24 protein-coding genes are annotated in these 22,920 nt (G+C 66.6%); 20 read left to right on the top strand and 4 right to left on the bottom strand.

From position 1 onward, the window contains the following. The 12 genes from I6F09_RS00240 to I6F09_RS00185 are packed head-to-tail and all read left to right on the top strand — an operon-like array spanning nucleotide 1 to nucleotide 10,805. Nucleotides 1-438 carry an SRPBCC family protein gene (locus tag I6F09_RS00240; RefSeq protein WP_225125943.1) on the top strand — a complete coding sequence of 146 codons (438 nt, stop codon included), beginning with the start codon at nucleotides 1-3 and terminating at the stop codon, nucleotides 436-438. Nucleotides 439-440: 2 nt separating this feature from the next. Continuing rightward, nucleotides 441-884 carry an SRPBCC family protein gene (locus I6F09_RS00235; protein ID WP_225125945.1) on the top strand — a complete coding sequence of 148 codons (444 nt, stop codon included), beginning with the start codon at nucleotides 441-443 and terminating at the stop codon, nucleotides 882-884. 3 nt (nucleotides 885-887) lie between these two features. Then, nucleotides 888-1,706 carry an FAD binding domain-containing protein gene (locus tag I6F09_RS00230; protein ID WP_225125947.1) on the top strand — a complete coding sequence of 273 codons (819 nt, stop codon included), beginning with the start codon at nucleotides 888-890 and terminating at the stop codon, nucleotides 1,704-1,706. 5 nt (nucleotides 1,707-1,711) lie between these two features. Further along, nucleotides 1,712-2,188 carry a (2Fe-2S)-binding protein gene (locus I6F09_RS00225; RefSeq protein ID WP_225187219.1) on the top strand — a complete coding sequence of 159 codons (477 nt, stop codon included), beginning with the start codon at nucleotides 1,712-1,714 and terminating at the stop codon, nucleotides 2,186-2,188. A gap of 9 nt (nucleotides 2,189-2,197) precedes the next feature. Further along, on the top strand, nucleotides 2,198-3,790 hold the full coding sequence (locus I6F09_RS00220) for a molybdopterin cofactor-binding domain-containing protein (protein WP_225187218.1): 1,593 nt from the start codon (nucleotides 2,198-2,200) through the stop codon (nucleotides 3,788-3,790). 1 nt (nucleotide 3,791) lies between these two features. After that, a complete protein-coding gene (locus tag I6F09_RS00215) occupies nucleotides 3,792-4,814 on the top strand; it encodes a molybdopterin cofactor-binding domain-containing protein (protein ID WP_036034633.1) in 1,023 nt (340 codons plus the stop codon). Nucleotides 4,815-4,824: 10 nt separating this feature from the next. Then, nucleotides 4,825-5,706 (top strand): MoxR family ATPase, encoded by an 882-nt coding sequence (locus I6F09_RS00210; RefSeq protein ID WP_109144209.1) that lies wholly within the window; start codon nucleotides 4,825-4,827, stop codon nucleotides 5,704-5,706. Beyond that, on the top strand, nucleotides 5,703-6,821 hold the full coding sequence (locus I6F09_RS00205; RefSeq protein ID WP_225172528.1) for a VWA domain-containing protein: 1,119 nt from the start codon (nucleotides 5,703-5,705) through the stop codon (nucleotides 6,819-6,821). Before I6F09_RS00210 ends, I6F09_RS00205 begins: the two co-directional genes overlap by 4 nt. After that, nucleotides 6,818-7,702, top strand: coding sequence for an amidohydrolase family protein (locus I6F09_RS00200; protein ID WP_225172527.1), 885 nt, complete (start codon nucleotides 6,818-6,820; stop codon nucleotides 7,700-7,702). The genes I6F09_RS00205 and I6F09_RS00200 overlap by 4 nt, the downstream gene beginning before the upstream one ends. 30 nt (nucleotides 7,703-7,732) lie before the next feature. After that, the gene (locus I6F09_RS00195) at nucleotides 7,733-8,581 is read left to right on the top strand and encodes an MBL fold metallo-hydrolase (RefSeq protein WP_036023756.1); all 849 of its coding nucleotides are present in this window, start codon (nucleotides 7,733-7,735) and stop codon (nucleotides 8,579-8,581) included. 19 nt (nucleotides 8,582-8,600) lie between these two features. Then, nucleotides 8,601-10,175 carry an isochorismatase family protein gene (locus I6F09_RS00190; RefSeq protein ID WP_225172526.1) on the top strand — a complete coding sequence of 525 codons (1,575 nt, stop codon included), beginning with the start codon at nucleotides 8,601-8,603 and terminating at the stop codon, nucleotides 10,173-10,175. A gap of 3 nt (nucleotides 10,176-10,178) precedes the next feature. Beyond that, complete coding sequence (locus I6F09_RS00185) at nucleotides 10,179-10,805, top strand: NAD(P)H-dependent oxidoreductase (protein ID WP_036013316.1); 627 nt, start codon at nucleotides 10,179-10,181, stop codon at nucleotides 10,803-10,805. Between the two features lie 26 nt (nucleotides 10,806-10,831). Here I6F09_RS00185 and hydA read toward each other — a convergent pair whose 3' ends face one another. Together hydA and I6F09_RS00175 are read right to left on the bottom strand one after the other, a co-directional pair. Further along, a complete protein-coding gene (hydA, locus tag I6F09_RS00180; RefSeq protein WP_225187217.1) occupies nucleotides 10,832-12,292 on the bottom strand; it encodes a dihydropyrimidinase in 1,461 nt (486 codons plus the stop codon). After that, a complete protein-coding gene (locus tag I6F09_RS00175) occupies nucleotides 12,253-12,993 on the bottom strand; it encodes an aspartate/glutamate racemase family protein (protein WP_225187216.1) in 741 nt (246 codons plus the stop codon). The genes hydA and I6F09_RS00175 overlap by 40 nt, the downstream gene beginning before the upstream one ends. Before the next feature lie 206 nt (nucleotides 12,994-13,199). Here I6F09_RS00175 and I6F09_RS00170 point away from each other — a divergent pair, with 206 nt between their 5' ends. Both I6F09_RS00170 and I6F09_RS00165 read left to right on the top strand, forming a co-directional pair. Beyond that, the gene (locus I6F09_RS00170) at nucleotides 13,200-13,910 is read left to right on the top strand and encodes a GntR family transcriptional regulator (RefSeq protein WP_225187215.1); all 711 of its coding nucleotides are present in this window, start codon (nucleotides 13,200-13,202) and stop codon (nucleotides 13,908-13,910) included. Between the two features lie 2 nt (nucleotides 13,911-13,912). Then, entirely contained in the window at nucleotides 13,913-14,662 is a 750-nt protein-coding gene (locus I6F09_RS00165; RefSeq protein WP_036023742.1) for an aspartate/glutamate racemase family protein, read from the top strand. On the opposite strand, the gene I6F09_RS00160 is transcribed toward I6F09_RS00165, so the two are convergent. Next, entirely contained in the window at nucleotides 14,663-16,051 is a 1,389-nt protein-coding gene (locus I6F09_RS00160) for an amidase family protein (protein ID WP_225187214.1), read from the bottom strand. 88 nt (nucleotides 16,052-16,139) lie between these two features. Between I6F09_RS00160 and I6F09_RS00155 the strand changes: the two genes are divergently transcribed. The 4 genes from I6F09_RS00155 to I6F09_RS00140 are packed head-to-tail and all read left to right on the top strand — an operon-like array spanning nucleotide 16,140 to nucleotide 20,008. Further along, nucleotides 16,140-17,234, top strand: coding sequence for an ABC transporter ATP-binding protein (locus I6F09_RS00155; RefSeq protein WP_225145668.1), 1,095 nt, complete (start codon nucleotides 16,140-16,142; stop codon nucleotides 17,232-17,234). A 30-nt stretch (nucleotides 17,235-17,264) separates the two neighbouring features. Continuing rightward, a complete protein-coding gene (locus I6F09_RS00150; protein WP_036023723.1) occupies nucleotides 17,265-18,311 on the top strand; it encodes an ABC transporter substrate-binding protein in 1,047 nt (348 codons plus the stop codon). 18 nt (nucleotides 18,312-18,329) lie between these two features. Next, the gene (locus tag I6F09_RS00145; protein WP_225172522.1) at nucleotides 18,330-19,193 is read left to right on the top strand and encodes an ABC transporter permease; all 864 of its coding nucleotides are present in this window, start codon (nucleotides 18,330-18,332) and stop codon (nucleotides 19,191-19,193) included. Continuing rightward, nucleotides 19,193-20,008, top strand: a complete 816-nt coding sequence (locus tag I6F09_RS00140; protein WP_036004967.1) for an ABC transporter permease — start codon at nucleotides 19,193-19,195, stop codon at nucleotides 20,006-20,008. Before I6F09_RS00145 ends, I6F09_RS00140 begins: the two co-directional genes overlap by 1 nt. On the opposite strand, the gene I6F09_RS00135 is transcribed toward I6F09_RS00140, so the two are convergent. Further along, the gene (locus I6F09_RS00135) at nucleotides 20,009-20,344 is read right to left on the bottom strand and encodes a hydroxyisourate hydrolase (RefSeq protein ID WP_225187213.1); all 336 of its coding nucleotides are present in this window, start codon (nucleotides 20,342-20,344) and stop codon (nucleotides 20,009-20,011) included. 26 nt (nucleotides 20,345-20,370) lie between these two features. On the opposite strand from I6F09_RS00135, the gene I6F09_RS00130 reads away from it, so the two are divergent. Together I6F09_RS00130 and I6F09_RS00125 are read left to right on the top strand one after the other, a co-directional pair. Then, nucleotides 20,371-21,567: an MFS transporter gene (locus tag I6F09_RS00130; RefSeq protein ID WP_225187212.1), complete on the top strand. Its 1,197-nt coding sequence runs from the start codon at nucleotides 20,371-20,373 to the stop codon at nucleotides 21,565-21,567. After that, entirely contained in the window at nucleotides 21,548-22,918 is a 1,371-nt protein-coding gene (locus tag I6F09_RS00125; RefSeq protein ID WP_225187211.1) for an amidase, read from the top strand. Before I6F09_RS00130 ends, I6F09_RS00125 begins: the two co-directional genes overlap by 20 nt. Nucleotides 22,919-22,920 lie beyond the last annotated feature (2 nt).

Here is a 22,920-nt window from a genome sequence, read left to right as displayed (position 1 = left end):
ATGGCCCGCGTCTACGTCTCCACCGTCGTCAACGCCCGCAACGACCGCGTCTGGGCGCGGGTGCGCGATTTCAACGGCCTGCCGAACTGGCACCCGGCCATCGCCGAAAGCCGGATCGAGGGCGGCGAGCCCGCCGACAAGATCGGCTGTGTCCGGGATTTCCGTCTGCGCAACGGCGACCGCATCCGCGAGAAGCTGCTCGGCCTCTCCGATTACGACATGTTCTGCACCTACTCGATCCTGGAATCGCCGATGGGCGTCGAGAACTACGTCGCCACCCTGCGCCTGACGCCCGTCACCGACGGTGACCAGACGTTTTTGGAATGGACCGCCGAGTTCGATTGCGCCCCGGAACGGGAGACCGAGCTCGTCAACAATATCGGCGGCGGAGTGTTCCAGGGCGGCTTCGACGCGTTGAAGCGCGTGTTCGGAGGCTAGCCGTGCCGCATATCGTCAAGAGCACGATCCTGAACGCACCGACGGACGCGGTGTGGGACGTGCTGCGCGATTTCAACGGGCACGACCGCTGGCACCCGGCGGTTGCGACCTCCTCCATCGAACGCGCGCAATCCGCCGACAAGATCGGCTGCGTGCGACGGTTCAAGCTGAATGACGGCTCGGAGCTCCGCGAGCAGCTGCTGGCACTGTCCGACCTGGAACAGACCTTCAGCTATTGCCTGCTCGATACGCCGGTCCCGATGTTCAACTACGTCGCGCATGTCCGGCTGCTGCCGGTGACCGACGGTGACCGCACCTTCTGGCACTGGGAATCGCGGTTCACGACGAAGCCGGAGGACAAGGACCGCATCACCCACATGGTCGCGGAAGACATCTATCAGGCCGGATTCGAGGCGATCCGCCGCCATCTGAAGGAGGCCGCTTAAGCCATGGCCGTGACGGTAAAGACCTTTACGAATGCGAGCGAGGCGGCTGGCGCGCTGTCGTCGGACCGGAGCGCGCGCTATCTCGGCGGCGGCACGCTGGTGATGCGGGCGCTGAACGAAGGCGACGTCTCGATCTCGACGATCGTCCGGGCGCAGGACCAGGCGCTGACCCGGATCGACGCCTCAAGTCCACGCATCACGCTGGGCGCCGGCGTGACCTTCGCGCGCGTGCTCGCCGAGCGCGACCTCGCCTTCCTGCATGCCCCTGCCCGCTCGATCGGCGGTCCCGCCGTCCGCAACATGGGCACGGTCGGCGGCAATCTGTTCGCGCCGAACCCTTACGGCGATTTCACCGTGGCGCTGCTGGCGCTCGACGCCACCATTGCGGTTCAAGGCGGCTTCGGCTCGCGCGATATTCCGATCGAGGAGTTTCTGCAGGGGCGCGAGCGTCAGGCCGGAACTTTGGTGCTGTCGGTGTCCTGCACGCGGCCGGCAAGCAGCGAGGCGTTCCGATATCGCAAGATCGCGCGCATCAAGCCGAAGGGCGGCTCGGTGATCACGCTTGCCGCGCATCTGCCGGTCAGCGGCGGACGGATCGCGGGTGCGCGGATTGCGCTGGGCTCGATGGCGCCGACCCAGATCCGCGCTCGCGCCGCCGAGCGCGCGCTGGAGGGCCGCTCGCTGGATGCGGCGACCATCGCAGCTGCGGCCTCTGCCGCCACAGAAGGAACATCGCCCTCAGACAACGCGCTCGGCAGCGCCTGGTATCGCCGCGAGATCGTCGGCGTGCATCTGCGCCGCCTGCTGTCGGGACAGGAATAGACGCCATGGCCAAGATCCCCCTGCAGTTTCGTCACAACGGCCGCGACGTCGCGATCTTCGTTGACGGCGGCACCAACCTGCTCGTCGCGCTGCGCGAGCTGATCGGCGACATGACGCCGAAATTCGGCTGCGGCCAGGGTGGCTGCGGCACATGCAGCGTGCTGATCGATGGCGAGCTTCACCTCTCCTGCCTGACGCTCGCCGAGATCGTCGCGGGCCGCTCGGTCGAGACGCTCGACGGCATGAAGCAAGGCCCGAACCTGCATCCGCTGCAGCGCGCCTTTGCCGACAATTTCGCCGCCCAGTGCGGCTATTGCACGCCGGGCATGCTGATGGCTGCAAAGGCGCTGCTCGACCGCAATCCGACCCCGAGCCGGGCCGACGTCATCGAGGCGATCTCCGGCAACATCTGCCGCTGCACCGGCTACGAGCCCATCATCAATGCCATCCTCGCCGCCGCGGGCGGCCGGGCCAGCGCCTGAGGTCAGACCATGCTGGAACTGCGCAAGGACATCTTCGCCGACGAGCGTGACGATAATTTGAAGGAAATCGGCAAGGGCACGCAGCGGCAGGACATGCTCGGCCACATCACGGGCACGTCCAGCTATTTCAACGACCACAAGCTGCAGGGCATGCTGCACCTGAAGGTCGTTCGGTCGACCCAGGCCCATGCAAGGCTGCGCCGCATCGATACCACCGAGGCCGAGCGCTCGGCAGGCGTGCGCCGGATCATCCGTGGCGCGGACGTGCCACGCAACCTCAACACGCTGCTCAGCCTGATCAACTTCGGCAAGGACGACGAGCCGTCGCTGGCGGTCGACAAGGTCCGCTACAAGGGCGAACCGATCCTCGCTATCATCGCCGACAGCGAGCGCGAGGCGTTCGAGGCGATCGCAAAAGTCAGGATCGATTACGAGCCGCTGCCGGCCGTGTTCGACGTCGAGGATGCGCTGAAGCCGGGTGCGCCCGTCGTGAACGAGACCTATCCGAAGAACGCCTTCATCTATCACGACGTCTACGACCACCAGCGCCTGCGCTTTGGCGATGCCGATGCCGCGCTCGCAACCGCCGACCAGGTGCTCGAGCAGCGCTACCAGATGTCGCCGATCGAGCACGCGCCGACCGAGACCAACGGCGCCATCGCCGCGCCCGATACCAACGGCCGCTACGTCGTCTATACCTCGACGCAAGCGCTGTTCTTTTCGGTCGACACCTGCGCCAAGATCCTCGACGTGCCCTCCAACACCTTCCACTTCATCGGCGGCACGGTCGGCGGCGGCTTTGGCGGCAAGGTCGACACCTTGACCGAACCGCTCGCGATCCTCGGCGCCATGTTGACGGGGCGCCCCGTCCGCTACGTGTTTGGCCGCGAGGAGGAGATGCAATACGGCCCGCCGCGCGGCGCCGAGCGCATCTACATCAAGGACGGCGTGATGCGCGACGGCCGCATCGTCGCGCGCAAGATCCGCGCCTATTTCGACAGCGGCGCCTATACGCGGCTGTCGAGCTATGCCGCCGTGAAATGCGCCGCGCACCTGCCGGGGCCCTACACCATCCCGAACGTCTATGGCGACGTCTATTGCGTCTTTACCAACCGCACGCCGGCAACGGCCATGCGCGGCTTCGGCGTCACCGCGATGGATTTTGCCATCGAATGCCAGATGGACAAGCTCGCAAACCTCGTCGGCGTGGACCCGATGGAGTTCCGGATCCTGAACGCCTATCGCGACGGCGACATGAAGGCGCACCGGCGCGAAGCCAAGAACACCGCGCTGATCGAATGCGTCCAGGTTGCAGCCGAGAAGGCCAAATGGCCGATCCGCGACGAGTTCAGGCGCGCCTCCTCGCGCAAGGACGGCGGCGGCAGCCGCGCAGTGATCCCGCCAACACCGACGGATTCGCGCAGCCGGCCCGCTGCGCCGGCGCAGCAGCGCACGACCTACGACCGCGCGCCGGTGACGGCGACAAGAGAGCCGCCGCGCGAACCACCTCCGCCGGCGCCGCCGCCTCCCCCGCCCCGCCCGGCCGCGCCATCTCACGGCGCGACCCGATTCTCTTCCGTGTTCGGCACCAGGAGACGCTGAGATGACCCGGCATCGTGGACGCGGCATGGCGTCGATCAACTACCCCATCGGCATGAATCTCGGCGGCGATCCGAGCCAGGCGCTGGTGCATTCCAACCCGAGCGGCAAGTTCACCGTGGCGCTGTCGTCGATCGACCTTGGCCAGGGCATGAAATCTGTGACGCGGCAGATCTGCGCGGAGACGCTTGGCGTGCCGGTCGAGGACGTCTATGTCGACACCGCGGATTCCGATACCGGCCCGCACTGCATGGGCTCGTTCGCCTCGCGCGGCACCCATCGCGTCGGCAATGCCGTGATGGCCGCAGCCCGCGAGGCGCGCGGCGTGATGATGGAGGCCGCCGCCGAGGAGCTCGAGGTCAACGCCGCCGATCTCGAAACCGACGGTCGCGGCAACATCCACGTCAAGGGCGCCCCGCACCGCTCGATCTCGACAAAGGACGTGGCCATTGCCGCGCAGTTCAAGCAGGGCAAGACCATCTCGGGCCGCGGCATCTTTCTCGTGCCGCTGTCGGATGTCGATCCTGAAACCGGCGAGATGTCGCCGGCGACCTGCTATGCCCATGCATGCCTCGTTGCGGAGGTCGAGGTGGATGATGAGACCGGCGAGGTCGCGATGGTCCGGATGGACTCCGCCTATGAGCTCGGCCGCGCGCTCAACCCGCGCCTGGTCGAGCAGCAGCTGGTCGGCGGTGCCTGGATGGGCATCAGCCACGCGCTCTACGAGACGCCTGAGCCGTACTATCCCGATCCCGTCCACGGGCCACGCGACTTCGTCGAATATCTGATGCCCGGTCCAGGCGATATCTGCCCGCACGATATCGCGGTGCTTGAACGCCCTGCGCCTGATGGTCCGTTCGGGGGAAAAGGCCCCGGCGAGATGTGCGCCAATCCGGTGCTGCCCGCGGTGGCGAATGCGATCTTCAACGCGGTCGGCGTGCGGATCGACGACCTGCCGATCACGCCCGAGAAAGTGCTGCGGGCGATCAAGGCGCAGGGCGGCGCGCGGCCGCAGGCGCGGCGTTAGAGGATCGGCCGTGGCGGTTCGCAGCAACATCGTCGGCATCGACAGCCCGGAGGCGCTGGAGCGGGCGTTGCGCGCGGCCTATTATCTCGCCGACGAAGGGCTCGCGACCGCCGCCTATCTCGGCCTTGCGCTGGGCAAGCCGCTGCTGCTTGAAGGCGCGCCCGGCGTCGGCAAGACGGAGGCGGCAAAGGCAATAGCTGCCGTGCTCGGCCGCCGCCTGATCCGCCTGCAATGCTACGAGGGCATAGACGCCTCTGCCGCGCTCTATGAGTGGAACTATCCACGCCAGATGCTGGCGATCCGTCAGGCCGGCGACGAGAGCATCGACATCTATGGCGAGACGTTCTTGATCGAGCGGCCGATGCTGGCGGCCCTGCGCGCACCTGATTCCACCGTGCTCCTGATCGATGAAATCGACCGCGCCGATCAGGAGTTCGAGGCCTTCCTGCTCGAATTCCTCTCCGACTTCCAGATCTCGATTCCCGAGCGCGGCACGGTCCGCGCGGCCGAGCGGCCGGTGGTCGTGCTCACCTCGAACCGGACCCGCGATCTGCACGAAGCCTTGCGCCGCCGCTGCGTCTATCACTGGATCGATTATCCGACGGCGGAGCGCGAGGCACGCATCATCATGATGCGCGCCTCCAGCGTCGCCGAAACCACGGCCCGCGCCGTCGTCGCGGCCGTCGAGAGATTGCGGCGTGAACCGCTGAGCAAGGCCCCCGGGATCGCCGAAGCCGTCGACTGGGCCGAGGCCGCGACCCTCCTCAACAAGGGCGGCGCGCGCTGGCCTGATGCCTTCAAACGCTCGATCGGCGTCGCGCTGAAGGACGAAGAGGACCTGCACTTCATCGCGCCGCGGCTCGATGCCATGCTCGCGGAGGCGACCGCATGAGCATCGAGCCGCAGCTCCCGCGCGCTGCCCGCACCTTTGTTTCCTTCGTCGCCCTGCTGCGTGCCAACGGCTTCGCCGTCGCGCCGGAGCAGACCACCGCGTTCCTCGCCGCGATTGCGCTGCTCGGACCGCGCAAGCTCGAGGACATCAAGCAATCTGCGCTCGCCACCCTCGCCCCTCCGCCCGAGCGCCGCGCCACCTTCGATCGGCTGTTCGACCTGCATTTCCGCGGCAGCGAGGCGATCGAGCGTGCCGACGACGGCGAGGACGACGAGACCGTCCGTCTGCAGGAGGAAGGTCGCGGCGACGAGGAGCCCCTGCTCTCCGACGAGGCCAACGAGTCCGGCCTGACTGCATCGCGCACTGAGGCGCTGGTCGAGCGCCGCTTCGTGCAGCTATCCACGACCGATGCCCTCCGACGCCTGGCACGCGAGGCGCCGCGGCGCCTGCCACGGCGGCGCGGGCACCGCCGCATGCGGGCGCGCCGCGGCCCCTTTGCCGACCTCCGCCGCACTTTACGCGACTCTGTCCGCAGCGACGGCGAGATCCTGCGACTCGGTCACATGAAGCGGCGGCAACGCCCGCGCAAGGTGTTACTGCTGATCGACGTCTCCGGCTCGATGAAAAGCCGCACCGACGAGAACATGAAGCTTGCGCATGCGCTGGTGCAGGCCGCGCCCAATGTCGAGGTCTTCACCTTCGGCACGCGGCTGACCCGTGTCACGCGTGCACTGCGTCTGAAACGGCGCGAGCAGGCGCTGAGCGCCGCGGCGCATCTGGTCAGCGACTGGGACGGCGGCACCCGGATCGGCGACGCGCTGCAGGCGTTTCTGGCGGTCCCGCGGTTCGGCGGCTACGCCCGCGGCGCCGCTGTGATCATCGTCTCCGACGGGCTCGAGCGCGGCGAGCCGGACGCCCTCCGCGACGCCGTCGCGAAACTGTCGCGGCGGGCGTGGCGGCTGAGCTGGCTGACGCCGCTCGCGACAGGCCCCGCGTTCCGTCCGCAGACAGAAGCGCTGGTCGCGATCGAACGCTTCGTCGACGATCTCGTGGACGGCGGGTCGAGCGCCTCGATCGTCGCCCACGTCCTGGCATTGGGAAGGAGAGCTGCGTGAACGATATCGTCGACGGCCATCATCACATCTGGCGGCAGGCCGACCTGCCCTGGCTGACCGGCCCCATGCAGCCCCGCATCTTCGGACCGTACGAGCCGATCCGGCGCGATTATCCGATCCAGGAATATCTCGACGATCTCAAGGACAGCGACGTCACCCGTTCCGTCTATGTGCAGACCAATTGGGCGCCTGAGCATTTTGAGGAGGAAGCAGCGTGGGTACAGCGTACCTCCGACGAACATGGCTGGCCGCACGGCATCGTCGCTTACGCCAATTTTGCGGCCGAGGACGTCCGTCCGCAGCTCGACCGCCTCAAGCGTTATCCGCTGCTGCGCGGGGTGCGCATGCAGCTGCATTGGCACGAGAACCCGCTCTATCGCTTCGCGGCGCGTCCGGATCTCTGCGCCGACCCGACGATCCGTCGCAATGTCGCACGTCTTTCCGATTACGGCTGGAGCTTCGATTTGCAGGTGTTCACGCCGCAGATGCCGGATGCTGCGCAGCTGGCCGAATCCTGTCCCGGCGTGACCTTCATCCTCCAGCATGCCGGCATGCTCGAGGATCTCTCGCCGGCTGGACGGGCGGCCTGGCGCGCCGGGATGGCCCGGCTCGCGAGTTGTCCGAACGTGGTCTCGAAACTGTCCGGGCTCGGCACCTTCATCCATCGCAACGATCCCGCGCATATCGCCGCCGTGCTCACCGATACCGTCGCGATCTTCGGCGCCGAGCGATGCCTGTTCGGCTCCAATTTTCCGATCGAGAAATTGTGGACCAGTTATCGCGAGCTCGTCGCAGCCTTTCGCGCCGCCGCCGCCCCGTTCAGTGCGGAGCAGCAGGATGCGATCTTCAGGACGACGGCGACGCGCGTCTATCGGCTTTGACAGACAAGAAACGAGACGGGAGGGAAACGAATGGCGCTGGAGATCAAGATCCTGGACTACGGCGATATCGAGCTGGAATCGAGCTTCCTGGTGCTCGGCCGCGACTGCGGCCGCACCCGCCGCGTCCTCACGCTCGGCTTTTTGATCCTCGGCGGCAAATATCCTGTTGTCGTCGACACCGGCTATCGCTCCAACCAGATCATGGAGACGCTGGGCATGCGCGGGCTCCAGTATCATGAGAACATGATCGAGAACCAGCTCGCGCGCCACGGCGTTCGCATGGGCGACGTTCGCTTCGTCTGCCACACGCATTTGCATATCGACCATGCCGGCAAGGACGACCTGTTTCCGATGAACACGACCGTCGTGCTCAACCGCAAGGAGCTCGAATATTCCGTCTCCGGCCTGATGCATCCGCAATATCCCGCGCCAGACATCAAGCACCTGATCGACCGGCTGCATACCAAGAGCGCGCTGCGCTTCCTGGACCTCGAGATCACCGGGCCGATCGAGCTGATGCCCGGCGTCTATTGCGACGCCGCCAACGCGCACACCGAGGGCTCGATGAACATCATCGTCGAGACCGCCGACGGCATCGCCACCATCTGCGGCGACGTGATCTACGACTTCAACGACCAGATCGTCACGCCCTTCCATGAGATCCACGATTGGGAGCCGCGTACCACCGGCAACCATGGCACCACCAAGCGCGCGGAAAAGGCGGCGATCAAAAAGCTGCTGAGCAGCTCGCGCTACCTGCTCCCGGTCCACGACCGTCCCGCCAAGATCGAAGGCGGCAATGTCGTGGGGCGTCTGCACGATCAAGTCCCTGGCCCGATCGTGCAGTCGCTGCCCGAGCGCAACTGGTTCCCGGCTTGACGTTGTCGAGGATCGACCGATGACGCATGTGACGTTGCGAAGCGAGTTCGAAACCCTGATCGACCCCTATGCGCCGGTCGCACAGATCGGCACTGGCTTCGACTTCACGGAAGGGCCCATCTGGCATCCGGTCGATCATTATCTGCTGTTCTCGGACATGCCGGCCGACGTGCGGCGGCGCTGGGATGCGCGGCGCGGCGTCGTCGAGGTCAAACGCCCGTCGAACAAATGCAACGGCATGACCTATGACGCCGAGCTCAATTTGATCGTCTGCGAGCACGCGACCTCGTCGCTGATCCGCGAACGCCCGGACGGACGGCGCGAGGTGCTGGCCTCGCATTTCGGCGGCCAGGAGCTCAACAGCCCGAACGACGTCTGCGTGCACTCATCCGGCGCGATCTATTTCTCCGATCCATGGTATGGCCGCATGCCGGTCTATGGCGTCGAACGGCCGCGCCAGCTCGGCTTCCAGGGCGTCTACCGCGTCGTGCCGGGCGGCGAGCCGAAGCTCGTGGTCGAGCGCAATCTGTTCGACCAGCCGAACGGGCTATGCTTCTCGCCGGACGAGAGGCTGCTCTATGTCAACGACACCGTGCAAGCCCTGATCCGCGTGTTCGACGTCAACAGCGATGGTTCGCTGTCCAATGCGCGCGTGTTTGCGAGCGGCATCAAGTCCGAGCTCGAGCCCGGTCTGCCCGACGGCATGAAGTGCGATCAGCACGGCAACATCTGGGTCACCGCGCCCGGCGGCGTCTGGGTCTATTCGCCGCGCGGCGAACTGCTCGGCAAGGTTCGCGTGCCCGAGCTCGTCGCCAACCTCGCCTGGGGCGGGCCGGATTTCCGCACGCTCTATCTCACCTCGACACATTCGGTGTATGCGATCCCGACCCGGGTCGGCCCGCGCCATGAGCCCTATATGAGCGGCCGGCGCGCTGGCGGCGGAGCAAGCCCGGGCTCATCGCCAGCCGCGCCTATTCTGAGCGAGGGCGAGATGCGGCTCGATCCGCAACGCTGCGCCATGATCATTCAGGATCTCCAGAACGACGTCATCATGGACGGCGGGGCTTTCGCCGAGTCGGGCGCGCCGGGTCACGCCAAGCAGCAGCATGTCGTGGAGAATGTGCGGCGCCTGGCGGAAGCCGCCCGCGCCCGCGGCGTCACCATCATCCATGTCTGGTTCGTGGTCGAGCCCGGCGCGCCCGGCGTCACGCTGAACGCTCCGTTGTTCGAGGGCCTGGTCGACAGCAAGGCGATGGTGCGCGGGAGCTGGGGTGCGGCCCCGGTTTCAGGCCTCGAGCCCCGGCCCGGCGATTTCGTGGTCGAGAAGATGCGGATGAGCGCCTGGGAAGGCACGCGGCTGGAGACGATCCTGAAAGCGACCGGTCGCGACATGATCATCAATACCGGCGCCTGGACCAACATGTCGATCGAGCACACGGCGCGGACCGGCGCCGACAAGGGCTATTTCATGATCGTGCCCGAGGATTGCTGCTCGACCATGAATGCCGACTGGCACAATGCCTCGATCAACTTCGCCATGCAGAACGTCGCGGTCGTGACCAGGGCCGATGCCGTGATCAGAGCGCTGGGATGAGCTGTGGCAAAGCTCCTGCACTTGTCCTGCTCGCCGCGCGCCGAGGCCGAATCGACGGCCGGCGCGCGGGTCTTTCTCGATGGCTTCCGCCAGGCCCGGCCGGATTGGGACATTGATGTCGTGGACATCTGGCGTGAGCGGATGCCGGAATTCACCGGTCCGATCGTCGAAGCCAAATACGCCCGCATGAAGGCTCAGGCCTTCACCGATGCGCAGCGCGACAGCTTTGCCGAGGCCGAGCGAATGGCGCTGCGCTTCTCGCTCGCCGACCGGGTGCTGATCTCGACCCCGATGTGGAACTTCGGCCTTCCCTACAAGCTCAAGCAGTGGTTCGACATCATCGTCCAGCCCGGTCTCACCTTCCGGTTCGATCCGTCGCAGGGATATCTGCCGCTGCTCAAGGACCGGCCGACGCTGGTGATCATCGCCAGCGGCAGCGATTTTGCCACCGGCATGAACCGCGGCCGAATCGATATGGCAACGCCCTACTTACGGGAGATCCTGCGCTTCATCGGGATCAGCAATGTCCGCTTCGTCCTGATCGGTCCAACCACGGGACCACAAGCGCCGATCGATGCCGCCCGCGAACGGGCCCATCAACGTCTCGCTGCAATGGCCGCGACCTTCTGAAGCGCGATGGCGGCGTGTCGAGCGGATCAGATCAGGCTCGACTTGCCCCGGCTCAGCACCTGGCCTGCGCCTTTGGCGCCGACGATCCGGCCCTCGCTGCAGACCACCTCTCCCCTCGCGATCGTCGTCACCGGCCATCCCGTAACCTCGAAACCTTCCCAGGGCGTGTAATCCGCGCCGTGATGCAGATCGGCCTGCCGGATCGGCTTCTTCAACTTGGGATCCCAGAGAACGATGTCGGCATCGAAGCCGACGCCGATCGAGCCCTTCCGGGGATAGAGACCGTAGATGCGGGCGTGGTTGGTCGCGGTCAGCTCGACGAACTTCTGCAGGGTGATGCGGCCCTTCGAGACGCCTTCGGAGAACAGGATCGGCAGCCGCGTCTCGACGCCGGGGATGCCGTTCGGCACCCAGCGGAACGAGGTACGGGCGTTCGGCGTCAGCTTGCCCTTGGGATCATCGTAGCGGAACGGGCAGTGATCGGACGAGAAGGTCTGGAACACGCCCGACGTAATGCCCTCCCAGATCGCCTCCTGGCTCTCGACATCGCGCGGCGGCGGCGAGCAGACGTATTTCGCGCCCGTAATGTCTATGTTGAGGCCCTTCATGTCGTCGGCCGTCAGCGTGATGTATTGCGGGCAGGTCTCGGCATGAACGGGCAGACCGCGCTGCTGCGCCCAGCGTACCTGCTCCATCGCCTCGCGTCCGGAGACGTGCACGATCATGATGGGAACGCCGATCACCTCGGCATGGCTGATGGCCCGGTGCGTCGCCTCGCGCTCGACCGCCTGCGGCCGCGAGGTGCCGTGATAATACGGCGCGATATGACCTTCGCGCTCCAGCTTGCTGGTCAGGAAACGGATGGCGTCGTAGCCCTCGCAATGGACCATGACCAGCGCCTCCTCGCGGCGCGCGACCTCGAACACTTCGAGTAGCTGCTTGTCGCTGAGCACGAGGTCGTCATAGGTCATGAACACCTTGAACGAGGTGTAGCCGTCCTTGACCAGCGCCGGCAGCTCCTGCCCGAGCACCACGGCAGTCGGATCGGAGATGATGAGATGGAAGGCCGTATCGATGTAGCACTCACCTTCGGCGAGCTTGCGATAGTTCTCGACACAGCTGCGCAGCGAGGTGCCTTTCTCCTGCAGCGCAAAGGGCAGCACCATGGTGTTGCCGCCGGCTGCGGCTGCGCGCGTCGCCGAGGCAAAATCGTCGGCCATCACCACGTCGGGGCCCGAGGGCTGGGAAATATGGACGTGGCTGTCGATGCCGCCCGGCAGCGCCAATAGGCCCGACGCATCGATCTCGCGCGCTGCGCCCGCGACGCTATCGGCGATGCTGACGATGCGGCCGTCGCGAATTCCGATATCAGCGCGAAACTCGTCGCTGGCCGTCACGATGGTGCCGCCGCGGATGGCGAGGTCGAGCTGCGTCACTGATGTCTCCGTCACCTGATATTTGGCATTGTCTGGAAGATCCGTCCCCATTCCGCAAGGGCCGTCACATCGCCGCCGGCGAGGCAGAGGGTCCGCCACAGCGTCACCGCGACCGAATCGAGCACGGCGATATCCAGCTCCCGCTCCAGCGTGGCCGCAAGCGCCGCACCATCGAGATTGGTGCAGAGGATGACGATCGCGTCAGTCCCCTCCGCCGCCACGGCGCGGATCATATCCGTGATCGTCGACGGCGCGACTTCGCCAAAGGAAAAGTTGTCGCGCAAGCCGAGATGCCGCTCGGCATGCGGGGCGATCCCCTCCTCAGCCCAGACGTCGGCAATGCGCCGCTGCACGTCGTCGGTATAGGGCGAGACCAGGCCGACGCGCCTGGCGCCGAGCGCGCAGGCGGCATCGATGCAGGCCAGGGTCGATGTCGTCGCCGGCACATTTGTGCGGGCCGTGATCGCCTCGCACAGGCTGCGGTCGCGGCCGATGCCGAGCCAGCTTGCGGACGTTCCGTTCCAGGCGATCGCGTCGACCTTGGCATCGGCCAGCAGATCTGCCGCCGGCAACATCACCGAGGCATCGAACTGGCTCAGCGCGGCGGCATCGAGCGCGATCTGGGTGACGCGGAAGCGAGAGAAATGCGCGGTGACGCCGGGGGTGCCCGCCAGCATGGCGCTGGTGACGGGCTCGAGCACCGAGTTGGAGGACGGCGTGATCATGCCGAGGCGCTTGCGCATGGCTGACATCGATCACAGTCGCTCCGTTGCCGCTGGGAGCATCAAACGCTCCCTCGAAACGATCATCGGCATCCCCGGCGCCGTGCGCAACCCGCAATTTGCATACTGCATACAATTTGTTCGATATGCATTTGTTTTACGCCACATACGTCGCCTATTTGAGCATCGCGTTCGGCTCGGTATGGCTAGGATGAGTTGCAAGCAGGAAGCCTCGCGTGCAGCAAAAATCCGAAACGAACCCGGGACGAAAGTCGCCCAAGCTCAAGCGGATGGGCCTGCATGAGCGCGCCGCCGCGCGGATGCGCACGATGATCATTCGCGGCGAGCTTCCGCCGGGCTCGCAGACTCAGGAGACCAAGCTGTCGAAGGAGCTCGGCGTGTCGCGCACCCCCTTGCGCGAGGCGATGAAGGTGCTCGCGGCGGAAGGGTTGATCGAGCTCCGTCCCAACCGCAGCCCGCGCATCGCCGATATCGCGGTCGACGGCATCTCGGAATTGTTCGAGGCGCTCGCCGGGATCGAGCGGCTCGCCGCCGAGCTCGCCGCGGAACGCGCCACCGAGCGCGATCTCGTCCGCCTGCGCACGCTGCAGACCCGGATGGAGGGTCATCACCGCAGCGGCAAGCTCGACGATTATTTCGCCATCAACGGCGAAATCCACAACGCCATCGTCCGCATGGCCCGCAACACGCCGCTCCGCGAGGCGCACGAGACGCTGATCTTCCGCGCCGAGCGCGCGCGCTATCTCGCGCTCGGCGCCGACAGGCGCTGGAGAAATTCGGTCGACGAGCACGCCGACATCCTGGCCGCCCTCGAAGCGCGCGACGGCGAAGCGGCCGGCCGCCTGCTCGGCGCGCACGTTGCGCGCACCGGCACGGCGCTGCTGGAAGTTCTCGCCGCCTCTCAGGCCAAGCGGCCGGCGGCGTGATCATGAAGCTGCTCCTGCTCAACCCAAATACCAGCACCGAGGTCACGCAGCTGATGCTGGGCGTCGGGCGGCGCGCCGCCTCAAAAGGCACCGAGCTGATCCCCTGCACCGCGACCCGCGGCGTGCCCTATATCGCCACGCGCACCGAAGCGCAGATCGGCGGCGCCATCGCGCTGGAGATGCTTGCCGAGCAGCACAAAAAGGTCGACGCCGCGATCATCGCGGCCTTCGGCGATCCCGGCCTGTTCGCCGCGCGCGAGACCTTCGACATTCCCGTGATCGGCATGGCGGAAGCCGCGATGCTGACCGCGTGCATGGCCGGACGCCGCTTTGCCATCGTCACCTTCGCGCAGGCGCTGGGGCCCTGGTACGAGGAATGCGTCCGCGCCCACGGGCTGTGGGAGCGCTGCGCCGGCATCCGCATGCTGGATACGCCGTTTCAGGCGATCTCCGAGGTCGGCACCGAGAAGGAAGACATGCTGGTCGAGCTCGCCCGGCGCGCCATCGTCGAGGACGAGGCCGATGTGCTGATCTTTGCCGGCGCCCCGCTCTCGGGCCTTGCCGAGCGCGTCGCCGACCGGATCCCCGTCCCCGTGGTCGATCAGGTCATAGCTTCAGTGAAGCAAGCCGAGGCGCTGCATGCGCTGCGTTTGCGCAAGGCCGTGGCCGGCACCTTCCGCCGCCCCGCCGCCAAGCCGACCATCGGCCTTGCCGATGCGCTCGCCGCGCGGCTCGAGCATCGCGACAGCTGATCAGAGAGGCGGCCGGCGATGCGAAAAACCCAGTTCGTTCTCGAGCACGCGGCCGAAGGCAAACAAGCGGGATTCGCATCCCGGCGGCGCGATGATCTGGATGCCGAAGGGCAGCTCATTCTCCCCGCACGGCACCGGCAGCGTCAGCACCGGGAAGCCGACCAGCGACACGATGAAGGTCACGGCGAGATAGTCGATCGGCGTCTCCAGCGCGGCCCCATCGATGGCCGTGACGTCGGCGATTTCATTCGGCCAGGGCAAGATGGACGCGGCCGGCGCGACCAGGAAGTCGGCGCGATTGAACAGCTGGCGAAAGCTGCGGTAGATCGCGGTGCGGCGCCGCTCGGCGTCGAGGTAGTCCTGCACGGACAGGTTTGCACCGGCTTCGATATTCCAGATCACGGTCGGCGTGAGCTCCGCACGCCGCGTTCTCAGCAACTCGCCGTAAGCGTTGGCGATGTGCGCGGCGCGCAAGGTGCGGAAGGCTTCGATCGCCCCGCCGCAATCCGGCGAGGACGGCACGACATCGGCAACACGCGCGAACGCCTGGCAGGCCGCAGCGAAGCGGGCACGAGCCTCGCGCGCAACCGGCGCCACACCGAAATCGGGCGTGACCGCAATCCGGGCACGGTCGGGGACCGGTCGATCATCATCGGTACTGCCGAGCGAGAGCGGATCATTCGCATCGTCTCCGGCGCAGACCGACAACGCGAGTTCGAGATCATCGACACCGCGGGCGAGGAAGCCGTGGGTCGCCAGCATGTCCCAGCCGAGCGGCCGGCGCGGCGATGCAATGCGGCCGGGTGTCGGCCGGATCGAGGCGACACCACAGAAGCTGGCGGGCGTGCGCACCGAGCCGCCGAAATCGGTGCCGTGCGCCAGCGGCACCATGCCGGATGCGACCGCGACGGCAGAGCCGCCGGACGATCCGCCGGAGGTCAGCGCCGGATCGAAGGGGTTGCGTGTCGGCCCGCGCAATCTGTTGGTGCAGACCGCGCCGAAGCCGAACTCCGGCGTGTTGGTTTTGCCCAGAATGACCGCGCCGGCACGCCGCAGCCGCGCCACGACGAGATCATCCTCGGCCGGGACGTGATCGCCGAACAGCAGGGATCCGTAAGTCGTCGCAAGTCCCGCAGTGTCAGTGAGGTCCTTGACCGCAATGGGCACGCCGTGCAGCGGGCCCATCGGCGCAGAGGCGGCATCGCACATCTGCGCTGCACGGCGGGCACCATCCGCATCCACCGTCACGAATGCCGCCAATCGGCTGTCGAGGCTCGCCATCCGCGCCAGATGCGCTTCGACGGCCTGGCGGGAGGACACTTCGCGCCTTGCAATGGCGCGCGCGAGCTCTGTCGCCGTGAGGTCGCATATCGATCGATCCGATGTCATGGGGTCACCATGCCAAAACGCTCCGCGAAAAGCGACAGTCGCGGGCACGAGACTTGCTTTCTCCTCTGGGGCAACGGGAGGCAACACCATGGTTGATGCGCCAAGCAGCAGATCGCTTGTCGTCGATGCGGTCACCCACCGGTATCCGAGTGGCGCGCTTGCGGTCGAGAACATCAATCTCGACATCAAGGGCGGCGAGATCATTGCGCTGCTGGGTCCGTCCGGCTGCGGCAAGACAACGCTGCTGCGCATCATCGCCGGCTTCATCGCACAGACGCAAGGGAGGATCATCATCGGCGACGACATCGTCGATGCGCTGCCGCCGAACAAACGCGCCGTCGGCATCGTGTTCCAGAACTACGCGTTGTTCCCGCACCTGTCGATCAGCGAGAACGTCGCCTACGGCCTCGCCGCCCGCGGCATCGACAAGGCCTCACGTCAGCGCGAGGCGCAGCGCCTGCTGGAGCTGGTGCAGCTGCCTGCTATGGCCGACCGGCTGCCGCGGCAGCTCTCCGGGGGCCAGCAGCAGCGCGTCGCGCTCGCCCGCGCGCTCGCGATCAAGCCGTCGATCCTGCTGCTCGACGAGCCCTTCGCCGCGCTCGACAAGAATTTGCGGCTGGACATGCAGATCGAGGTCAAGCGGCTGCAGCGCGTTTCCGGCATCACCACGCTGATCGTGACGCACGACCAGGAAGAAGCGCTGTCGATGGCCGATCGTGTCGCCGTGCTGAGCCATGGCAAGCTGGAGCAGTTCGGCTCGCCATCGGACGTCTATGACCGTCCGCAGACGCTGTTCGTCAACACCTTCGTTGGCTCCACCAACCGCATGCCCGGCATCGTGGTCTCAGCGGACCGCACGGCAGCGAAGGTGCGCCTCGATGCCGGCGCGGAGATCATCGCGCGTCCCGCGGGCGGTGCGCTCAGCGAGGGCGGCCGCGTCACCGTCTGCATCCGCCCCGAGCACCTGCAATTCGTCGGCGACGAGACCGGCTTTGCCGGCGTCGTTGGCATGTCGCTGCCGCTGGGCGCCACCGTCGTGCACGAGGTCACCACGGCCGATGGCTCCGGCGTCAAGGTTTCTCAGGCGCGCATCGGCGAGACGCGCGCCCTGGAGAGCGGCGCTGCGGTGCGCCTCGCACCGCTCGCCCCATCGCTCGCCAACGCCTTTCCCGCAACGCTTTAGATCCAGTCTTTGTCCAGAGGGGAGTTTGATATGATCATGAATCGCAGAAGCCTGCTGACCACGGCGCTCACGCTCGGGGCCATGAAGGCGTTTCCAGGCCTGAGCTACGCCCAGGCGCGTCCGCTGGTGTTTGCGACCTTCACCGGCAGCTGGGAGGAAGCGCACAAGGCCGTGCTGGTGCCGGCGTTCCGCAAAGCCAATGCGGACGCCGCGATGGTGCTCGATCCTATGCTCTCTGTCGACCAGATCGCCAAGGTCAACGCGGCGAAAGCAAATCCGCCGATCGACGTCATGCTGCACGACCCGGGTCCTGCCCTCGTCGCCGTCGGCCAGGATCTGGTCGAGCCTTATCCGGTCGAGAAGAGCGCCTACTACAAGGACCTGATCGCCGAGGCACAGGAACCGATGGGCCCCGCCCCGTTCTTCCAGGTCGTCGGCCTCACCTACAATCCGGAAGCGGTCAAGACGCCGCCAACGTCATGGGCCGATCTCTGGAAGCCGGAATTCAAGGGCCGCGTCGGCATCACCAACCTCAACTCGACACTCGGCACCGGCTGGCTGGTCGAGATCGCCAAGATGCGCGGCGGCTCGGAGGCCAATGTCGATCCGGGCTTCAAGGCACTGGAGGAGCTCAAGCCCAATCTCGCCGCGGTCGCCGCCAATCCCGGCGCGCTCGCGACCCTGTTCCAGCAGGGCCAGATCGACATCTCGCCCGGCAATTTCAACGCCATCCAGATCCTGAAAGCGCGTGGCGTGCCGGTCGAGTTCGTGGCGCCGAAGGAAGGCGCCATCGCCTTCAAGACCACGATTCACATCGTCAAGAACTCACCGAACCGCGAGCTCGCCTTCAAGCTGATCGAGGCGGCCCTGACGCCGGAGGTGCAGACCACGCTGATGAACCCGCCCTACCTGATCGTGCCGACGAATTCCAAAGTGATGATGGGCGGCGAGATCGCGCGCGTTCTGGCCAAGGACACCGCCGAGCTGAAGAAGAAGTTCGTGTTCCAGGACTGGAAGAAGATCAACGAGCAGCGCTCGGCCTGGATCGAACGCTTCAACCGCGAGATCAAGATCTAAAACCTCGAGGTTCAAGCCATGGGCGCAGCGCCGGCAGCACGGGACGTGACGTCCTACGGAATGGGATTGGCAGCGCCGCTGGCGCTGTTCTTCCTCTTCTTCTTCGTCGCGCCGCTGCTGCAATTGTTCTGGCTCTCGCTGCACAACGACACGGCCGCGCTCCATTGGGGGCTCGGCCAGTACCTGCACTTCCTCACCGATCCCTTCAGCCTCGGCGTGCTCGGCTCGACGCTGCTGCTGGGCGCCGAGGTGACGGCCGTCTGCCTCGTGCTCGGCTTTCCCATCGCCTGGCTTTATCAGCGGGTCGGGCCAAAACTTCAGACGGTCATCATCCTGATCGTGCTGCTGCCGCTTCTGACCAGCGTCGTGGTCCGCACCTTCGCCTGGATCGTCATCCTCGGGCGCCAGGGCATCATCAACGCGACGCTGCAATCGCTGGGCCTGATCGATACCCCGCTCAAACTGCTCTACACCCAGTTCGGCGTGGTAATCGCGCTGGCACAGGTGCAGATGCCCTTGATGACGCTGCCGCTGATCACCGCGCTCGGCCGCATCGATCCCAATCTCGACGATGCCTCCTGCTCGCTTGGCGCCGGAAGCTGGCGCACTTTCTTCCGGATCTTGCTGCCGCTGTCGCTGCCCGGAATCATCGCCGGCTGCACGCTGACCTATGCCGCCGCGATCACCGCCTTCATCACCCAGTCGCTGATCGGCGGCGGGCAGATGCTGTTCATGCCGATGTATCTCTACCAGCAGGCCTCGACGCTGCAGAACTGGCCGTTTGCGGCCGCGATCTCGATCATCTTCCTGCTCGCCGTGCTCGCGGTCGTCTCGGTCTTCACCACGCTCGGCCGCATGTCGCGCGGCTATGGAGGCGCATGATGAGCGGCCGCAAGCGCACGCTCGAGGCGATCAGCTTCGAGCTCGTCATGACCGTGATCGCGATGATCGCGCTTCTCATCATCATCGCCCCCTCGCTCGTGGTGCTGATCGTCTCCTTCACCAGCGGCTTCTCGCTGCGCTTCCCGCCGCCCGGCTATTCGCTGCGCTGGTACGTCGAGCTGTGGAATGCCTGGCAGCTGCATTTCGCGGCCAAGAACAGCCTGATCGTGGCGCTATGGGCGACCGGCCTGTCCGTTACCCTTGGCGTCGCCGCGGCGCTGGCGATCTCCAGGTCGCGGACGCTGTCGGCGCGGCTGCTCGATTCGCTCTTCATGTCGCCGCTGGTGCTTCCCGCGCTCGCCTTCGGCCTCGCCGCCCTGATGCTGTTCTCGCTGGTCGGCCTGCCCGTGTCGCCGCTGACGCTGGTGATCGGCCACACCGTGGTCTGCGTTCCCTATGTCGTGCGCAACACGGTCGCGGCCCTCGCGCAGCTCGAGCCGACCCTGCTCGAAAGCTCGGCCGTGCTCGGCGCGAGCCGCCTCTACACGTTCCGCCGCATCGTGCTGCCGCTGATCCGGCCGGGAATCATCGCCGGCGCGTTCATCGCCTTCATGTCTTCCTTCGACAACGTGCCGGTGTCGCTGTTCCTGCGCGACGCCGCCACCGACATGCTGCCGATCCGGATGTGGCAGGATCTCGAAGGTAAGCTGGATGTCACCATCGCGGCCCTCTCGGGCGTGCTGATCATCGCGACCGTCGCGCTGGTCGCGGTGATGGAGCGCGTCACCGGCCTGTCGCGGCGGCTGACCAACTGATCAGGCGCCGCGGAACAGCGAATAGCCCCAGCGCGTGAATTTCAGCGGCAGATGAAAATGCTCGTCAACGTTCTTGATGCGAAAGCGGAACGGCGTCACGGTGAGGAAGCCGTCGCGCTCGCCAAAGAACTCGCCGAGATGAAACAGCACCTCGTACTCGCCTTCCGTCACACCGGCGCCTTGCGCAACGGAATGATCGAGCACGCCATTGGCGCCGAGCCGCCCATCGGCGATGCGCTGGGACTCCGGATCGATCCGCCAGATCTCGACGCGCAGCCCCTGCGCCGGGCGCCCGCTCGCCACATCGACCGCGTGAATGGAAATACCGCCTGCCACAATGTTCCTCCCATGAGCACGCCGCCATGGTAGACGGAAACACGGCCGCTCGGCCAGCACCGGCATTACTGCCTGCTTTGGGGGCGATGACCGGGCTGCAGGCTCTCGTCGCGCTGGCCCTGTTCGCGCCGGGCGTGGTCGCCCCGCGCGCCCATATCGAGGTCTGGCAACTCTCGTTGTTCTCCTGCGCCGTGTTCGCGGTCGGCATCCCCGCCTCGTTCTGGGGCGGCGGCTTCATCGCGCGGCTGGGCTCGCTGCGTATCGCGAGCCTGTGCGCGGCGGCCATCGTCGTCGGCATGGCGCTGGCTTCGCTCGGAACGAGCGCGGCCCTGCTGGCCGCGGGCCTCTGCATCGGCCTTGCGATGGGGCCGGAGACGCCGGCGAGCGCGGCGCTGCTGGCGCGGCTCGTCACTGCCGAGCGGCGCGCCTTCGTGTTCTCGGTGCGCCAGACCGGCAACCAGATCGGCGCCGTTTGCGGCTCGCTGGCCCTGCCCGCGATCGCCATCGTGTTCGGACCGGTCTGGTGCTATGCGGCCGTTGCTGCCTTGGCGCTACTGGCGATCGCGCTGTTCGAACGGTTGCGGCCGGCCTATGCCGGCAAGGTCGCCCCGCCGCCGAAGCTCGATCTCCGCGCGCGGGTGGCGCTGGTGATCGCGGACCGGCGGATCGCGATGCTGGCGCTGGCCTCGATGCCGTTCAGCGCGATGCAGGTGTCGCTCAACACGGTCTTCGTCACGCTCGGCACACGCGAGCTTGGCCTCAGCCATATCGAAGCCGGCATGGCGCTCGCCTGCGCGCAGGCTGGCGGTCTGGTCGGCCGTCTCGGCTGGGGCTATGTCGCCATGCGGCTCGATGCCTCGCGCGCCGTCCTCGTCGTCATCGGCCTCGGCATGGCCTTCTGCGCCGCGCTGCTCGGCCTGAATGGCGCTTCGCTCGGCCGCAGCGGACAATTCATCATCGCCGCATTGTTCGGCCTGACGGCGTCGGGCTGGAACGGCGTCTTCGTCGCCGAGATCGCCCGCCTCGCCCCGCAGGACCGGATAGGCGAGACCACCGGGGCGGTGCTGACCGCGTCCTATGCCGGTCTCCTTGCCGCGCCCGCGCTGGTGTCGATCCTGGATGGCGTGGCCAGCCTCGGCATGGCCTTCTTCGCGCTGGCGTGCCTTGCCCTTGGCGGTACATTGGCGTTGATCTGGGGAGGCCATGACAACGCGGACAAATAACGCGCGCGAGATCGCTGCCGCCGTCAGCGCCGGGCGGACCAATGCCGTCGAGACTGCGAAAGCAGCGCTCGGCCGCATCGAGGTCGCCAAGGCCTTGAACGCGGTCGTCACGATCGATCCTGCGCGCACGCTGTCGGATGCTGCGGCGGTCGATGATCGCCTGCGTATGGGCGAGATCATGCCGCTCGCCGGCGTTCCCGTGATCGTCAAGGACAACGTCTGGGTCGGCGGCTGGCGCGTGACGCAGGGCTCGCGCCTATTCTGCGATTTCATCGCGCCGCGCGATGCCATCGCGGTCGAGCGGCTGCGCAAGGCCGGTGTCGTTGTCGTCGGCATCGGCGCGACCTCCGAGTTCGCCTGCAAGGGCGTGACGACCTCGCAACTATACGGGCCGACGCGACATCCGCTCGATCCCGCGCTGACGCCCGGCGGCTCATCGGGTGGCCCGGCCGCAGCTGTTGCAGCCGGCTTGGTGCCGCTCGCGATCGGTACCGATGCGGGCGGCTCGAGCCGCAGGCCGCCGGCGCATGTCGGGGTTGCGGGCTTCAAGCCGTCCTATGGCGCGATCCCCTATGGGCCAGGTTTCGCCGAGCCCTTCTTTGGCCTCTCCGTCATCGCGCCGATCGCATCGGACGTGACCGATATCGCGCTGGCGTTTGAAGCCATGGTCGGCGCCGATCCGCGCGATCCGGAGTCTGCCGTCGTGGTGCAGCAGGCCAAAGACATCGGCAGTCAGCGCATCGCGTTCTCGCCGCGCCTTGGTCTCGACGTCCCGATTGACGACGTCGTCGCGAATGGCCTCGCCGCCGCCGTCGAACGGCTTTCCACAGCGGGTTTGCACATTACACGACGCGATCCCGTCTGGCCGGCAGGCGCGACGGAGGACGCCATCATGCCGCTGCAGCATGCGGGGCTCGCAGCACTCCACGGCGAACGCTTTCGCAACGATCCGACTGTCTTCGATCCCGACATCGCCAAGCAGATCGAGCGAGGTCTCTCCTGGTCGGGTGCGGAGGTCGCTGCAGCGCTGCTTGCGAGCACCGCGATCGCCAATGCCTTCGCAGCGTTCTTTACCGAAGCCGACCTGCTGCTGGCGCCGACCGTCCCCTGCGTCGCCTGGCCGCTGACGCAGCTCGGCCCTGATATGATCGGCGAAAAGCCTGCAAGCCCGCGGGCCCACGCGGTGTTCACGCCCTTCGTCAATCACGCCCGCCTGCCGGCGATCTCGATTCCGTGCGGAACGGATCGGCGCGGGCTTCCCTTCGGCCTTCAGATCATCGCGGCGCGCGGACAAGACCGCTCGCTCCTCGCAGCAGCGCAAGAGATCGAAGCGATCTTACGTAGTGCCTGACG

Source organism: Bradyrhizobium sp. IC3195 (genome assembly GCF_020193585.1).
Classification (GTDB): domain Bacteria; phylum Pseudomonadota; class Alphaproteobacteria; order Rhizobiales; family Xanthobacteraceae; genus Bradyrhizobium; species Bradyrhizobium yuanmingense.
The sequence above is the reverse complement of the archived record's forward strand: the minus strand, read 5'-3'. Positions and strand labels throughout refer to the sequence as shown.

Bases quoted from the DNA above. Each gene is read 5' to 3' on its own strand.
- I6F09_RS00195 (WP_036023756.1), top strand. From the start codon at position 7,733: ATGGCGCTGGAGATCAAGATCCTGGACTACGGCGATATCGAGCTGGAA.
- I6F09_RS00140 (WP_036004967.1), top strand. From the start codon at position 19,193: ATGAGCGGCCGCAAGCGCACGCTCGAGGCGATCAGCTTCGAGCTCGTC.
- I6F09_RS00215 (WP_036034633.1), top strand. From the start codon at position 3,792: ATGACCCGGCATCGTGGACGCGGCATGGCGTCGATCAACTACCCCATC.
- I6F09_RS00155 (WP_225145668.1), top strand. From the start codon at position 16,140: ATGGTTGATGCGCCAAGCAGCAGATCGCTTGTCGTCGATGCGGTCACC.
- I6F09_RS00160 (WP_225187214.1), bottom strand. From the start codon at position 16,051: ATGACATCGGATCGATCGATATGCGACCTCACGGCGACAGAGCTCGCG.
- I6F09_RS00225 (WP_225187219.1), top strand. From the start codon at position 1,712: ATGGCCAAGATCCCCCTGCAGTTTCGTCACAACGGCCGCGACGTCGCG.
- I6F09_RS00205 (WP_225172528.1), top strand. From the start codon at position 5,703: ATGAGCATCGAGCCGCAGCTCCCGCGCGCTGCCCGCACCTTTGTTTCC.
- hydA (WP_225187217.1), bottom strand. From the start codon at position 12,292: ATGGGGACGGATCTTCCAGACAATGCCAAATATCAGGTGACGGAGACA.
- I6F09_RS00165 (WP_036023742.1), top strand. From the start codon at position 13,913: ATGAAGCTGCTCCTGCTCAACCCAAATACCAGCACCGAGGTCACGCAG.
- I6F09_RS00240 (WP_225125943.1), top strand. From the start codon at position 1: ATGGCCCGCGTCTACGTCTCCACCGTCGTCAACGCCCGCAACGACCGC.
- I6F09_RS00145 (WP_225172522.1), top strand. From the start codon at position 18,330: ATGGGCGCAGCGCCGGCAGCACGGGACGTGACGTCCTACGGAATGGGA.
- I6F09_RS00150 (WP_036023723.1), top strand. From the start codon at position 17,265: ATGATCATGAATCGCAGAAGCCTGCTGACCACGGCGCTCACGCTCGGG.
- I6F09_RS00125 (WP_225187211.1), top strand. From the start codon at position 21,548: ATGACAACGCGGACAAATAACGCGCGCGAGATCGCTGCCGCCGTCAGC.
- I6F09_RS00175 (WP_225187216.1), bottom strand. From the start codon at position 12,993: ATGTCAGCCATGCGCAAGCGCCTCGGCATGATCACGCCGTCCTCCAAC.
- I6F09_RS00230 (WP_225125947.1), top strand. From the start codon at position 888: ATGGCCGTGACGGTAAAGACCTTTACGAATGCGAGCGAGGCGGCTGGC.
- I6F09_RS00220 (WP_225187218.1), top strand. From the start codon at position 2,198: ATGCTGGAACTGCGCAAGGACATCTTCGCCGACGAGCGTGACGATAAT.
- I6F09_RS00130 (WP_225187212.1), top strand. From the start codon at position 20,371: ATGGTAGACGGAAACACGGCCGCTCGGCCAGCACCGGCATTACTGCCT.
- I6F09_RS00190 (WP_225172526.1), top strand. From the start codon at position 8,601: ATGACGCATGTGACGTTGCGAAGCGAGTTCGAAACCCTGATCGACCCC.